General features: G+C 60.0%; 12 protein-coding genes. 3 read left to right on the forward strand and 9 right to left on the reverse strand.

The genetic code is table 11. The annotated features are described in order from the left end of the window. Nucleotides 1–145: 145 nt before the first annotated feature. A complete protein-coding gene (locus tag P3T21_RS27390) occupies nucleotides 146–682 on the reverse strand; it encodes a MarR family winged helix-turn-helix transcriptional regulator (protein ID WP_429259092.1) in 537 nt (178 codons plus the stop codon). A 210-nt stretch (nucleotides 683–892) separates the two neighbouring features. Here P3T21_RS27390 and P3T21_RS27395 point away from each other — a divergent pair, with 210 nt between their 5' ends. Genes P3T21_RS27395 through P3T21_RS27405 form a run of 3 tightly spaced genes read left to right on the forward strand, consistent with a single transcriptional unit; the run spans nucleotide 893 to nucleotide 5,124 of the window. Beyond that, entirely contained in the window at nucleotides 893–1,981 is a 1,089-nt protein-coding gene (locus tag P3T21_RS27395; RefSeq protein ID WP_429259093.1) for an HlyD family secretion protein, read from the forward strand. After that, the gene (locus tag P3T21_RS27400; RefSeq protein ID WP_429259094.1) at nucleotides 1,978–3,558 is read left to right on the forward strand and encodes a DHA2 family efflux MFS transporter permease subunit; all 1,581 of its coding nucleotides are present in this window, start codon (nucleotides 1,978–1,980) and stop codon (nucleotides 3,556–3,558) included. Before P3T21_RS27395 ends, P3T21_RS27400 begins: the two co-directional genes overlap by 4 nt. 30 nt (nucleotides 3,559–3,588) lie before the next feature. Then, nucleotides 3,589–5,124, forward strand: a complete 1,536-nt coding sequence (locus P3T21_RS27405) for an efflux transporter outer membrane subunit (RefSeq protein WP_429259095.1) — start codon at nucleotides 3,589–3,591, stop codon at nucleotides 5,122–5,124. Nucleotides 5,125–5,135: 11 nt separating this feature from the next. Here the strand turns inward: P3T21_RS27405 and P3T21_RS27410 are convergent, their stop codons facing one another. From P3T21_RS27410 to cyoB, 8 genes are all read right to left on the reverse strand, one after another. Then, entirely contained in the window at nucleotides 5,136–6,689 is a 1,554-nt protein-coding gene (locus P3T21_RS27410) for an efflux transporter outer membrane subunit (protein ID WP_429259096.1), read from the reverse strand. Then, entirely contained in the window at nucleotides 6,686–7,630 is a 945-nt protein-coding gene (locus tag P3T21_RS27415; protein WP_429259097.1) for an efflux RND transporter periplasmic adaptor subunit, read from the reverse strand. Before P3T21_RS27415 ends, P3T21_RS27410 begins: the two co-directional genes overlap by 4 nt. 144 nt (nucleotides 7,631–7,774) lie before the next feature. Beyond that, a complete protein-coding gene (locus P3T21_RS27420) occupies nucleotides 7,775–9,283 on the reverse strand; it encodes an MFS transporter (protein WP_429259098.1) in 1,509 nt (502 codons plus the stop codon). Between the two features lie 277 nt (nucleotides 9,284–9,560). Continuing rightward, a complete protein-coding gene (locus P3T21_RS27425) occupies nucleotides 9,561–10,496 on the reverse strand; it encodes a LysR family transcriptional regulator (RefSeq protein ID WP_429259190.1) in 936 nt (311 codons plus the stop codon). Nucleotides 10,497–10,557: 61 nt separating this feature from the next. Beyond that, a complete protein-coding gene (locus tag P3T21_RS27430) occupies nucleotides 10,558–11,016 on the reverse strand; it encodes a MarR family winged helix-turn-helix transcriptional regulator (RefSeq protein WP_429259099.1) in 459 nt (152 codons plus the stop codon). A 74-nt stretch (nucleotides 11,017–11,090) separates the two neighbouring features. Further along, entirely contained in the window at nucleotides 11,091–11,423 is a 333-nt protein-coding gene (gene cyoD / locus P3T21_RS27435; protein WP_429259100.1) for a cytochrome o ubiquinol oxidase subunit IV, read from the reverse strand. Continuing rightward, nucleotides 11,424–12,020: a cytochrome o ubiquinol oxidase subunit III gene (gene cyoC, locus P3T21_RS27440; RefSeq protein WP_429259101.1), complete on the reverse strand. Its 597-nt coding sequence runs from the start codon at nucleotides 12,018–12,020 to the stop codon at nucleotides 11,424–11,426. Then, the gene (cyoB, locus tag P3T21_RS27445) at nucleotides 12,020–14,026 is read right to left on the reverse strand and encodes a cytochrome o ubiquinol oxidase subunit I (RefSeq protein WP_429259102.1); all 2,007 of its coding nucleotides are present in this window, start codon (nucleotides 14,024–14,026) and stop codon (nucleotides 12,020–12,022) included. Before cyoB ends, cyoC begins: the two co-directional genes overlap by 1 nt.

A 14,026-nucleotide genomic window follows, 5' to 3' on the forward strand; every position in this document is an offset into this window, starting at 1 on the left:
CGGCACCACGTGTCGCTTCATCCAGTTTATGAGTTGGGCTTTTCAGATGTCAGGGTGAAAGCGTTGCAACACGCGGCCGGGCCTTGGCGACGCCTCACAAAACAAGAATGCGGCGCAACCTCGCCTTGAACGAGGAGTGACTGGATCAAGGCAGTACGTTCTCCTGGGCGAAACTGGCATAGCTATTCTTGATACGCATCAACAGGGTTTGGAACAACTTGAGCTCTTCGCGCGACAGACCCGAGAGCACCTTCTTGAGCCTTTTCTCGTTCGACTCGATCGCGCGCTCAATGACTTCCTTGCCCTTCGGCGTGAGTGTAGCGAGCAACCGCCGCCGGTCTTCCTGATCGCCCACTGAGCGCACCAGCCCGTCTTGTTCCAGCGCGAACATCATTGCGGAGACGGCTGCCCGCGTGACCTGCAGCGTCGCGATGATCTGCTGATGCGGGACCAGGCGGTCCCCGGCTCCCCAAAGTAATGCAAGCACCTGAAATCTTGCTGGCGAACCTGCCGTCCCTTCCAGCCATACGTTCATCACATTAGTGACCTGTTGTGTCGTCGCTTTCAGTGCGAACACTGTTTCCAGTCGCTCTACGGCAGCCGCCGGAAATCGGCGAAGGTATGCGTCGCGCAGATACGGCGGAGGAAAAATCATTTCGTCTGCGGAATGTGTCTTGTCCAAAGCTGCTCACCTCTCGATCTGCCTATCAGGCACAAAACAGTATGGTACATGACAAAGTACCGCTCAAATTAGTATGAACAAAAACTATATATCTAGAATATTGTCAATCACTTGACAAACGTATTTGCGAAAAATAGGATGTGTGCCTAGACGGTCGTATTCGCGGCTTGCGGTGGGCGCAAGCCGGTTTCCCGTTCAGGAGTTGCAAACATGACCGACGTACAGACGCGGGAGGACGTTCAGGCGCAAGCTACGCGCGCACCTCGCATCCGCAAGCACAAGATCGTTGTCGCGGCGATAGCCGGTGCCATTCTGGCCGCCGGTGGCATCGCGTACTCTTTCACGAGCGGCAACAAGGTTTCAACTGACGACGCCTACACCGACGGGCGGGCCATTACCGTCGCTCCCCACGTAGCTGGCTATGTCGCTGCGCTCAATGTGGCCGACAATCAGTTCGTCCATCAAGGGCAGGTCCTCATTCAGGTTCAATGCACCGACTACATGGCGGCGCGCGCGCATGCGCAAGGCGATCTCGAATCGACTGAAGGACAACTGGCCTCGGCGCAATCGGAACTAGAGCTCGCCAAGATCAGTTATCCCGCACGGTTTGATGAAGCGCAGGCAACGCTCGCCACGCAGCGCGCCAACCTTTTCAAGGCGCAGTCGGAATTCCTTCGTCAGCACGAGATCCCCAAAGAAGCCACGACATCGCACGATGTCGACTACGCCACTGCTGAACGAAACGCGGCTGACGGGCAGCTAGCGGTGGCTCAGGCAGCGAAGCGCATCGCTGAGCCTGTCAGCCTCAACATTGCCGACGCCAAGGCACATGTCGAGCAACTCCAAGGGGCGCTCAAGCGCGCCCAGGCCGACCTCGACGGGGCAAATCTCAACGTGGGCTGGTGTGACGTCAGGGCGCCGCAAGACGGATGGGTCACCAAGCGGCAAGTGGAGAAAGGGGACTACGTGCAGGTGGGACAACAATTGTTCTCCATCGTCAGCCCCGAGGTTTGGGTCACGGCGAACTTCAAAGAGACCGAACTCACGCACATGCGTCCGGGGCAACAAGTATCGATTGCCGTCGATGCGTATTCCAATCTAAAGCTGAAGGGGCATGTCGATAGCATACAGCTCGGTTCAGGCGGCAAGTTCACTGCGTTCCCAGCCGAAAACGCCACGGGCAATTTCGTCAAGATCGTTCAGCGGGTTCCGGTCAAGATTGTGATCGACTCCGGCACGGATCCAAACAGGCCCCTTCCTCTTAATCTTTCGGTCGAGCCGACAGTTGAGTTGCGATGAACACGATAGCCGAAGCCCAAGCCGCGGCCTGGAAGCCGCGCGCCAATCCCTGGTTGATCGCGGTCGTCGTGACGATTGCCGCGTTCATGGAAATCCTCGATACGACCATCGTTAATGTCGCCTTGCCTCATATCGCGGGCAGTCTGTCGATCAGCTCCGACGACGCCACATGGGCGCTCACGTCATATCTGGTCGCCAACGGAATCGTGCTCACCATCTCGGGATGGTTGGGATCAGTGTTCGGGAGAAAGCGATACTTCCTCATTTGTATCGCGATGTTCACGGTTTGCTCGCTGCTATGTGGTCTTGCACAGAGCTTGCCGCAACTGATCGTGTTCCGGCTGCTGCAAGGCTTTTTCGGGGGCGGCTTGCAACCGAATCAGCAAGCGATTGTGCTGGACTCGTTCAAGCCCGAAAAACGCGGGGCGGCCTTTGCGATCACGGCAATCGCAACCATTGTGGCCCCCGTGCTCGGCCCGGTCCTTGGCGGCTACATCACGGACCATGCCTCGTGGCGTTGGATATTTTTCATCAATATTCCGGTAGGCATTTTTGCCTGCTTTGCGGTCGGCGCTCTCGTGGAAGATCCCCCTTGGGCAGTCAAGCAGAGGCGATCAGTCGACTACGTAGGCTTGTCGTTAATCACGCTCGGGCTGGGCTGCATGCAGGTCATGATGGACCGTGGCGAAGACGAGGGATGGTTTGGGTCACCTCTCATCGTTCGCTTGACAATCCTTTCGGGTCTCGGGATCGCAGGCGCCATCATCTGGTTATTGAGCGTAAAGAAGCCGGTCGTCGATCTCCGCGTGTTCAAGGATCGCAACTTCGCAATCAGTTCGATCCTGATTATCGGCATGAGCGTCATCCTGTATGGGTCCTCGGTGCTCATACCGCAGTTCGCCCAGCAGACGTTGGGGTATACCGCGACGTGGGCCGGACTGGTTCTCGCGCCTGGGGGCGTTGCGATCATGCTGCTCATTCCGCCGGTCGGCCGTCTCATGAAAGTCGTGCAATTGCGCTATGTGATCGCAGTGGGTTTTGGAATCATGATGCTCGCGCTTTGGTATAGCAATACGATCGTGCCTTCGATCGACTTCCGCACGCTTGCGATGATGCGTTGCATCCAAAGCGCTGCATTGGGATTTTTGTTCGTCCCGATCAGTATCATGTCGTTTCACAGCGTGCCCAAATCGCTAAGTGCCGACGCGGCGGCACTGTTCGTGATGTTCCGCAACGTGTCCGGCTCAATCGGCATTTCGGTCTCCACTGCGCTCGTCACGGAGCGTACGCAGGCTCGCCAGGCTCATTTGTCGACCTGGTTGACGCCACTCAATAAGTCTTTCAATGAACTCGTCGCCCAGAACGAGGCGACACTCCGTTCTCTCGGCTGGGCCGCAAGCAGATTACATAACGAAGCGGTCTCGCTCGTGTTTAGTAACCTCCAGCTTCAATCTGCCGTGCTGGCGTACGCCGACGTTTTCATCTACGGCGCTGTCGTTGCTGCCGCAATGATTCCGCTGGCAACGCTGCTTTCGCCAGTCAAAGATAGCGGCCGCCAGTCCACGCCGATGCATTGATGGCATTTCCCACTATCGAGAGTCGACGTCATGAAACTCCTTAAGCTTCAAATTGCCGCGGCCGCCGTGCTGCTGGCCGGATGTACCGTAGGACCCAACTTTAGGCTGCCGGAAGCCAAGCTGCCGACGAACTGGTGCGCATCGGCATGTCAAGCGAACGAGGCCGGCCAGAGTCGCGTGACCTCGCAGCCTGTCAATTCGTCCTGGTGGACCTCGTTCAACGATCCAGAATTGCTAAACCTGGAGAATGCTGTTGCTGGTGCCAACCTTGATCTCAAGGTTGCATCACTCAGGCTTGCCGAGAGCCGCGCGACGCGCACCGTCACGGCGGCGGACCGGTATCCTTCCGTCGAGGCCAATGCCGGCGTCACCCGCGAACGCTCGAGTGCCAATGGCATTTTGAGTTCCGCGGGTACGCTGGCTCAAACGCCCAATCCGGCTACGGCTGCAAACGGGAATAACGGGCCGACGGTAACCCCCAATCGGGGTAGTAATGCGTCTTCCTTTAACGTCTTCCAGGTGGGTTTTGACTCGTCGTGGGAACTGGACCTCTGGGGCCGGGTGAGTCGAGAAGTCGAAGCTGCCGACGCATCCGTCGAGATTCAGGCCGATGCGCGTCGCGACCTGTTGCTGTCGACCATGGCCGAAGTCGCACGCGACTATATCCAGCTACGCGGCATTCAATCCGACTACACCATCACGCTCGAGAACCTGCACGCCGCCAAAGACATTGAAAGGGTCACACGCGAGCGGAATGCTCACGGACTCGCGACCGAGTTGGATATCGCTCAAGCAGCGTCTCAAGTATCGAGAGAGGCCGCTCTTGTGCCTCAACTGAAACAGCGGGAGGAAGAGACCATCAATCGCCTTAGCTTCCTGCTTGGCGAAGCCCCTGGTGCGCTGCGAGCTGAGCTTGAATCCCGCAAGCCGGTGCCACCAACGCCACCGGTGGTCCCTATCGGCATCCCGTCAGAACTGGCGCAGCGCCGGCCGGACATTCGAGAGGCGGAGGCAACGCTGCATCAGGCAACCGCGGAAGTTGGCGTCGCAACGGCAGACTTCTATCCGAGAATCACCCTTTCGGGCAGTGCCAGTCTGCAGGCACTCCAGTTCAGTCAACTGGGAGATTGGGCGTCTCATCAGTTTGCAATCGGTCCATCGATTACGGTGCCGATCTTTGAGGGTGGGCGATTGAAGGGTACGCTCAACCTTCGCAAATTGCAGCAGCAGGAAGCAGCAGTGACTTACCAGAGGGTCGTGCTATCTGCGTGGCACGAGATCGACAACGCCCTGACGCAATATTCATCGCAACAGCTCCGCCGCGACCAACTGGAAGCAGCCGTCAAGGACGATCAAAGGGCACTCCGCCTGGCTCAGGCGCAATACGTTGCCGGTACAGGCCCATTCCTTCAGGTGCTCGATGCACAGCGTAACCTCCTTTCGGGGCAACAGGATCTGAGCGATAACATCACCGGCATCTCCACGACGCTGGCCTCTCTTTACAAGGCGCTTGGCGGCGGGTGGGAATCGACTTATCCCGAAGCGGCTTCTGCGAACGTGCAATGAATGAAGACTCATCATCGTTCATCCAGATCTGACGCTGTCATGGAGGACCGCGAAACACTGTCATCGATCGAGGCGCGGTTCCCAGTGCGCAACGGGCTGTCGCGCTTCACCGAAGACGCCACCGGGAAGGAGGTCTCCCACCCGCCACCGAGTGCCTTGAAAAGGCCGACGAGCGCGAGCGAAACTTCTGTGGTGCTGACGGCTCTCGCCTGCTGGGTATCCAACAGATCCCGCTGGACCGTGAGGACGTTCAGGAAGTCCGTAGCGCCCGCAACGTATTGAAGGCGAGCGTTCTCAAGCGCCACTTGATCCTGTACTACCGCGGTGTCGAGCTTCACCTGCCTGGCCTGACGTGTGTCGTAATCGCTCATCGCGTCGTCGACCTCGTGCCAGGCATTGAGCACGACACGCTGGTATTCGATCATTGTCTCTCGCTGTTGCGCCTTGCGCAGCTCGAGTTGCCCTTTCAGCCGGCCTCCCTCGAATATCGGCACGGTCAGCGCCGGACCGACGCCGAACATGTGCGAACTCCATTCGTCGAGACCGTCGAAATGCATGGCCTGAAGACTCAGGTTCGCCGAGAGCGTGATCCGTGGATAGAAGTCTCCGACCGCCGCGCCGACATCGGCCGTCGCCGCATGCAAACGCGCTTCCGCCTCCCTGATATCCGGACGACGCTCGGCCAGTTGTGAAGGGAGTCCAACGGGCACGCGAGGCGGCACGGGAGGAATGGGATGTACGGTATCAAGTTCGCGCTCCAGCGTTCGCGGCGGTTCGCCAAGCAGGAAGCTCAGCGCGTTGACCAGATGGACGCGCTGGTTTTCCAGCGCCGGCAGGCGTGCCTCAATTTCACTCACCTGCGCTGCAGCCTCTGCGGTTTCGAGGTGCGTTGCCACCCCGTCAGCGAAGCGAATCTGCGTGAGCGCCAAGCTCTGGCGTGCGATCTCGAGGTTTTGCCGAACGATGGCCTGTTGTGCCTGCACCCCCCGCAGCTGGATGTAATCGCACGCCGTCTCGGCCATCGCCGACAGCAACACGCCGCGACGCAGGTCAGCACTCGCCTGCACCGACGCGTCAGCCGATTCGATCTCGCGGCGCACGCGTCCCCAAACATCAAGCTCCCATGAAGCGTCGATTCCCGGCTGCCAGACGTTATAGTCACTCTTGCCGTTCAACCCGGAGATGTCCACAAGCCCATTCTGGCTCGAACGCGCGTGCTGATACGACGCGGAGCCCTGCAGCGCGGGCAGTGCGTCGGCACCGGTCATGCCACGGGCCGCTCGCGCCTGCATGAACCGTTGCGTGGCGACCTTGACATCGAGGTTCGCGCCCGCTACGCGCTCGACGAGTGAGGAAAGCTCCGCGTCCGAGAACGCTGTCCACCAGCGCGCGTCGACATCGTCCGGTATCGTGAGGCTGCGATCGACCGTGAAAGCCTGGGTCGCGTGGTCGGTCCACTGTGCTGGCAGCACGGCCTTTGGCTCGTGATAGTCCGGACCGACGGTACACCCGGCAAGTGCCGTCAAAAGTGCCCCTGCGGCGATTCGTGCCCTGAGCATGCTCATCGTGCGACGCCCTCCTCGCCTTCGTCCACATGCGAGCCTCCCATGTGAATGGTCGCCTCGACCGACATGCCCACGCGAAGTCTCCGCAACGCAGGCTGCCCGGGACGCAGTACGATCTTCACCGGAATGCGCTGGACCACCTTGGTGAAGTTGCCTGTCGCGTTGTCGGGTGCGATGGCGGCAAAAGTTACGCCGGTGGCCGGCGCCAGGGTGTCCACCGTTCCGTGCAGCACAACGCCTGGGAAGGAATCCACGTGAATATCGGTCGCCTCTCCGCGATGCACCGAAGTTAGCTGTGTTTCCTGGAAATTGGCGATAACGAAGGCTTGCTGCAGCGGGACCACCGCAAGCAGTGGCGTTCCCGCTGTGACATAGGCCCCGAGGCGCACCGCGCGTTGGCCAACCATGCCGTCGACCGGCGCCACGATACGCGTCCACGACAGGTTCAGACGGGCGGTGTCCAGTGCCGCCAGTGCTTGTCCGAGGGCCGCTTGCGCCCGCTCCCGGTCGGACTGCAGAACCGCGATCTGCTGCCGTGCGGCCTTTACTGTGGCTTCGTTGCGGGAAACATCCGCCTGCGCGGTATCGATGCGCGATTGTGCCTGCTGCGCGTTCTGGACGCTTCCCGCGCCGTGACTCGCCAGGTCCGTGTAGCGGTTGTAGTCAGCCCGGGCAAAGGTATAGTTCGCGCGAGCCGCGGTCAACGCGGCATTCGCCTGTTCGATGACGGACTGCTGCTGGACGATACTCGCCGACGCATTGTCGATAGCGGCTTTCGCCATTGCGACATTCGCCTCCGCGGAAGCAACCGCCGCCTTGTAGTCCCGGTCGTCGATCTGGGCGAGCAGCTGGCCCTGGTGGACAACCTGATTGTCATCGACCGAGAGGACCGTGACCTGGCCGGCCACGCGCGGCGAAACTACGGTGAAATCGGCGGTCACATAGGCATCGTTGGTCGTCTGAGATGACGACGAAAAGACAAATCTTGCGACTACTCCCGACACCACAATCACGATCAGAACGGCGGCGGCAGCGATATAAAGCTTTCTTCTTTGCATGGATTCAGACATGACTAAAACGAAACGTTATCGGGTCGAGTTGCTGGCGATGGCACGGGGCGGATAAACACGCGGAGCGATCAAGGGAATCAGCACGATCAGCGCAACGGCAACGAGCGCCATCAACCGGAAAACATCGGCCGAAGCGAGAACCATCGCCTGCTCCCGCATCCGCTCGTCGAGAAGCAGCAGAAAGGCGTGGTGAGGTAGTCCTGTCGCCCGGGCAAACCCGTCGTTTGCCATGGCCAGCGCATGCGGCCGGTTACCCAGCTGGTCAACGAGCACGTTCGAATGAAAATGTTCACGCATGGCGAAAAACCCTTCGGTCACGCCTGCGCCCACAACAGAAGCGAGCCCCTTGATCGTGTTGAACCATGCGGAGGCGAACGGCCCCTCGGCCGGCGCCATTCCGTTGGTGGCCAGCATGAGAAGCGGAATGACCGCCATCGGTTGCGCGAAGATCTGAATGATCTGCAATACGTAGAAGTTGTCACGCACCCAGTCCGACGTGAGGTAGCTGCCGACCCCGCACGTCAACACGATCAGACCGATGCCCGTGGCCAGAATCCAGCGGCAGTCAATCGCGCGAATGTTGCACAAGGCGGCGACCAAAGGCAGCGCCAGCAGTTGGGGCAACGCCACGCACAATGAAAGGGGTGCGCTCTGCAAGGGCCGATAACCCTTCACTTCGGCAAGATAGGCTGCGGGAACGCTCGCAACCGCGACGAATATGAGCAGGACACCGCCGAGTGTGATCAGAGCATGGGTCAGGTTCATCCGTGCCAGCAACTGGATCTTCAAGAACGGCAATGGATGGAACCATTCGTTCACCAGAAACAGCACGAACATGATCGCGGCCCCAATGAGCAGAATGCAGATCAGCGGCGAGTCCGTCCAGCCCAGCCGCGTGCCCTGACCCAGCGCGGCGACAAACATTCCGACCGCAGGAAAGCCGAATAACACCCCGCGCCAGTCAAACTGCCTGCAGCGCTCAAGACGCAGAGGATCCTGCGGAAGCCCCCAGGCGATCATCAGAATGGAAAGCAAGCCGAGGGGCGCTATCTCCCAGAACAGGAATCGCCAGTTAACGTATTCAGTCCACCACGCTGCGAGCGGCGTGCCAAGATTCGGGGCGAACGTAGCGGTCAACGCGTATGCGCCAAGCCCATACAGCTTGATCCCCGGGGGCAGGAAACGTAGCGCGACCGTCATCAGCATGGGCGGAAGGCAACCACCGGCGAAGCCCTGCAGCACGCGCAATACGTAAAGCGCGCTGGTGGAGAAGGCAAACGGAAAGACGAGCCCGAGCACGGCAAACACCGCAACCGCACCGATCGTGAAGCGCCTGAGGGAGAAGGTCATCGCGCACCAGGGAGCAAACATCATTGCCGACACCTGGGTCACCTGATAAAGCGTGGATAGCCAGGAGGCATCGTCATGGCTGATCCCCATGGCGCCGCGGATATCGCCCATCGCGATTTCGGTCACGTGGTCGTTGATCTGCGCGATCACAACAGCGAGGAGAATGCCGCCCATGCCGACGAGAATTCGCGCACCAAACGCCGGAGGCGAAGCGGCATTGGCGGGAGCTTTCGAAGGAGACTCGGTCTGCCGGAGCGCAAGCGCGACATTGTTCATGTCCGCCACCACGTTACGACCCGCCACAGCATGGACGCCACAACGGCGTCGATCGGCATGAGCATAGACTTCACCGTTCCCCTTCTGCAGACCACATATCAATGCGGCAAGTCTAGGTACGGCGGATCAATACGAAAATTGAAATCTTTGCACTACTGCCGTGCGCCAAACGCACTCATTGCGCAGGCAACATAACGCCGGATGCGCCGTTCACGTGACCGGCGCACAGTTCGCGAATGATGCGTCGGAGCCACTGATGCGCACTATCGCTCTGAAACCGCGGATGCCACGCCTGGACAACGACCACCGTCTCGAGCGGCAACGGCAGCTCGAACGACCGCGCTCGCAAACCCATCCGCCGTACCGCCCACGCAACGTGCTCGGGTACGGTCAGGATCAAGTCCGAACTTCCGAGCATGAAAACGCCGGAGTGAAACGTCGGAGCCACGAGGGACACCCGCCGCGATAGGCCCAACCGCTGCAGGGCCACATCGATCGGGCCGTTCGGGCGCCCACGCCGCGACACGCTGATCTGTTCGTATCGAGCAAAGCGTTCCGGCGTGATCTCGTGATCGAAGATGGGGTGCGCGTCCCGCGCCATCCCCACGAATTTCGTCGTGAATAGAGATTGGACGTGAACGTCCGTACCCATCGGACGCATAGCGCTGATGTACAGGTCGACCTTGCCGTCCTCCAGCACCGTGTCCTCCCGGTCCTGCTCTGGAGAAAAGCGCAGCAGCACGTGCGGCGCCTCGGCACAAAGCCGCTCCATCAGGGCCTGACCGAACGCGCTAATGAAGACATCGTTCGCGTGCAGATTGAAATCTCGTTTGAGAGACGGCAGATCGACTTCCCGCTCGGGCTCCAGCAGCCGGCGTGCACTCTGCACCGACTGATGGACCTGTTCTCGCAACGTCAGTGCGCGCGGCGTGGGGACCATCTTGCGCCCGACCTTGACGAAAATGGGGTCGCCGATTGTCTCGCGAATGCGCGCCAGCGTGCGGCTCATCGCCGGCGCGCTCAGGTTCATGCGGCGCGCGGCGGCCACGACTGATCCCTCTTCGAGCAGCACGTCAAGGGCAAAGAGAAGATTGAGGTCAGGAAATTGCATCACAGAGGAGTGTAGTCGCTGCGAGAAGCGGTTCAACGCGCAACCGGGCCCTGACGATGCCTCATGAAGCAAGAAGACGCCGCAACATCGCCTTGAAGAAGGCATGCTCATCCGGGCTGAAGTCGGCCAGCACTTCGTTGTAGACATCCGTGAATATCGCTGGCATCTGGTCAGCTACGGCTTGGCCTTGCGGCGTCAGGACGAGTCGAATCATGCGCCGGTCCAGCACGCAACGTGCTCGTGTGAGGAAGCCGTTTCTGACGAGACGGTCGATCAGGCGTGTGATCGCGGTTGGGTGGATATTACATTCGCGCGCAATTTCGCCGGCATGCGAAAGCCCATACCGATCGACCAGATACAGCAAACGCCCTTGCATCGCCGTGACATTGAGCGCTTGCATCGCGCGCCGCGAGATCGAGTTTGCCAGCACGGCATTTGCTCGGGAAACGAGGTAAAAAAAATCGCTGCCGATTTCGGCATTGTCGAAATGGGCCCGTGATGTCGTATTGGGAGTTGCCATTGTCTTTCACGTATTCAACACGCCGTTCGTCTCAGGCAATATGAGCCCCAAGACGGCGAGCGTAACGAAGCGGCCTAGCGCGACATCATGTTCAAGCTGGCGTTGTGCATGACCCAGAGCGAGCCGACGATGACGATGGCCGCCACAAGTACCGTGAAACTGAATGCAAGCACATTCCAGCGCTGGCTCGACGAGCCGTTCATATGAAGAAAGTAAATGAGGTGTACGACGATCTGCACGAACGCGAGCGCAGCGAGTGAAACGAGCTCGGTGCGCGGCGGCAGTAAGCCGCCCAGCACGAGCCCAAACGACGCAGCCGTCAGCAATACGGAGAGAACGAACCCAGCGATATAGTCGCCGACGCTGCCATGAGCATCGTCACCATTAGAAACATGCGATTGAGCCATTTAGATGACGCTCACGAGATAGACAAAGGTAAACACGCAAATCCAGACGATATCCAGGAAGTGCCAGAAAAGGCTCAAGCATGTCAGGCGTCGGATGTCGCGCTCGGTCAGTGTCGGGCGCCGGAACATTTGTACCGCGAGGACTACCATCCACAGCAGGCCCAGCGCCACGTGCAAGCCGTGCGTGCCGACCAGCGTGAAGAACGACGACAAAAACGCGCTGCGGCCCGGGCCTGCGCCTTCCGCGATCAGACGCGAAAACTCGCGTAGCTCCATTTCGAGAAACGCCGCGCCGCACACGAACGTCACCGCGAGCCAGCCGAGCACCGCGCCGCGCTTTTGCCGATGCGCGCCGAGCATCGCGAAGCCGAAGGTGATGCTGCTCAAGAGCAGCGCCGCCGTCTCGATCAGGACGCCCGGAATGTCGAACAGCGCCGTCGCGTCCGGGCCGCCTGCGTATTGGCGGCCTTGCACCGCGAACGTCGCGAAAAGCGCCGCGAAGATCACGCAGTCGGTCATCAGGTACAGCCAGAAACCGAATACCGAATGCGACGGTGGATGATCGCGCAGGTTCGCGCTCAACGTTTTCTGCAACATCAGCTAGCCTCCCGTTCCACTTCCTGTGCGCGCGCGACCACACGCTTGCCGCGGTCCTTCTCCTCGATCCCGCGCACCGTCGATGCGGGGATGTAATAGCCGTCGTTGTCGCGCGAGCTGTAGATCACGAGCGTCGCGACGATCCCACCGAGGCCGGCGATCGCCATCCACCAGATGTGCCACACGAGCGCAAAGCCGAGCACGAGGCTGAAGACACCGATCACAAGGCCGGCGCAGGTGTTCGACGGCATATGAATGTCACGGTACGTCACCCATTTCGACAGGCGCTCGCCGCTGGCCCGCATGTCGGCGTGAGCGTCCAGCGCACGCACCAGCGGAATCATCGCAAAGTTGTACACGGGCGGCGGTGACGTGGTCGCCCATTCGAGCGTGCGGCCACCCCACGGGTCGCCAGTCGTATCGCGGTATTGCGGCAGATTCCGATTGCGGATGCTGACGACGAGCTGCAGAAGCTGGCACGCGATGCCGATCGCGATCAGCACCGCACCGCCCGCAGCGACGATCAGCCATGGATGCCATGCGGGGTTGTCGTAGTGGTTCAGACGCCGCGTCATCCCCATGAAGCCGAGCACATAGAGCGGCACGAACGCGACGAAGAAGCCAACCTGCCAGAACCAGAACGCTGTCTTGCCGAGCTTCTCGTTCAGCTTGAAACCGAACGCTTTCGGGAACCAGTAGTTGAAGCCCGCGAGATAGCCGAACAGCACGCCGCCGATGATCACGTTATGAAAATGCGCGATGAGGAACAGGCTGTTATGCAAGACGAAGTCCGCGCCGGGGATCGCCATCATCACGCCCGTCATGCCGCCAATCGTGAACGTCACCATGAAGCCGATCGTCCAGAGCACCGGCGTCGAGAACTCGAGCCGGCCGCGATAGATCGTGAACAGCCAGTTGAACACCTTCACACCAGTCGGGATCGCGATGATCATCGTCGCGATCCCGAAGAAGGCATTCACGTCGGCACCCGAGCCCATCGTGAAGAAGTGATGCAGCCAGACGAGAAACGACAGCACCGTGATCGCGCAGCTCGCATAGACCATCGTCTTGTAGCCGAACAGCGGCTTCCTGGCGTAGGTCGCGACGACTTCGGAGAAAATCCCGAACGCGGGCAGGATCAGGATGTACACCTCCGGATGGCCCCATGTCCAGATCAGATTCACGTAAAGCATCGGATTGCCGCCCGCGTCGTTCGTGAAGAAGTGCATCCCGAGATAGCGGTCGAGACCGAGCAGCGCGAGCGTCACGGTCAGGATCGGAAACGACGCCATGATCAGCACGTTCGTGCAAAGCGCCGTCCACGTGAACACCGGCATCTTCATGAACGTCATGCCCGGTGCGCGCATCCGCACGATCGTCACGAAGAAGTTGATGCCTGTGAGCAGCGTGCCGACACCCGAAAGCTGCAGACTCCAGATGTAGTAGTCAACGCCGACTCCGGGACTGAACTGCAGCTCCGAGAGCGGCGGATAGGCAAGCCATCCGGTCTGCGCAAACTCGCCGACGACCAGCGAGATGTTGACAAGGATCGCGCTCACCGCCGTCATCCAGAAGGAGAGCGAGTTCAGGAACGGAAACGCGACGTCACGCGCGCCGATCTGCAACGGCACGACCAGGTTCATCAGGCCGACCATGAAGGTCATCGCCATGAAGAAGATCATGATGACGCCGTGCGCCGAGAACACCTGATCGTAGTGATGCGGCGGAAGATAGCCGGGCGCGCGATAGGCAAGTGCAAGCTGCGTGCGCATCATGATCGCGTCCGTGAAGCCGCGCAGCAGCATGATGAGCGCGACGATGACGTACATGACGCCGAGCTTCTTATGGTCGACCGTCGTGAGCCACTCGGTCCATAGCCACTTCCAGCGCTTCGTATAGGTGATCGTGCCGAGCACGACCAGCACGACGAGTCCCATGAAGGCGCCCGCGCCCATGACGATGGGCTGGTCGAACGGAATCTCCGACAGTGTCAGTTTGCCAAACAT

It is taken from the genome of Paraburkholderia sp. GAS334, from assembly GCF_050436625.1.
In the GTDB taxonomy this organism is placed as follows: Bacteria; Pseudomonadota; Gammaproteobacteria; order Burkholderiales; family Burkholderiaceae; genus Paraburkholderia.

Bases quoted from the DNA above. Each gene is read 5' to 3' on its own strand.
- P3T21_RS27395 (WP_429259093.1), top strand. From the start codon at position 893: ATGACCGACGTACAGACGCGGGAGGACGTTCAGGCGCAAGCTACGCGC.
- P3T21_RS27400 (WP_429259094.1), top strand. From the start codon at position 1,978: ATGAACACGATAGCCGAAGCCCAAGCCGCGGCCTGGAAGCCGCGCGCC.
- P3T21_RS27405 (WP_429259095.1), top strand. From the start codon at position 3,589: ATGAAACTCCTTAAGCTTCAAATTGCCGCGGCCGCCGTGCTGCTGGCC.
- P3T21_RS27410 (WP_429259096.1), bottom strand. From the start codon at position 6,689: ATGAGCATGCTCAGGGCACGAATCGCCGCAGGGGCACTTTTGACGGCA.
- P3T21_RS27420 (WP_429259098.1), bottom strand. From the start codon at position 9,283: ATGGGCGGCATTCTCCTCGCTGTTGTGATCGCGCAGATCAACGACCAC.
- P3T21_RS27425 (WP_429259190.1), bottom strand. From the start codon at position 10,496: ATGCAATTTCCTGACCTCAATCTTCTCTTTGCCCTTGACGTGCTGCTC.
- P3T21_RS27430 (WP_429259099.1), bottom strand. From the start codon at position 11,016: ATGGCAACTCCCAATACGACATCACGGGCCCATTTCGACAATGCCGAA.
- cyoD (WP_429259100.1), bottom strand. From the start codon at position 11,423: ATGGCTCAATCGCATGTTTCTAATGGTGACGATGCTCATGGCAGCGTC.
- cyoC (WP_429259101.1), bottom strand. From the start codon at position 12,020: ATGTTGCAGAAAACGTTGAGCGCGAACCTGCGCGATCATCCACCGTCG.
- cyoB (WP_429259102.1), bottom strand. From the start codon at position 14,026: ATGTTTGGCAAACTGACACTGTCGGAGATTCCGTTCGACCAGCCCATC.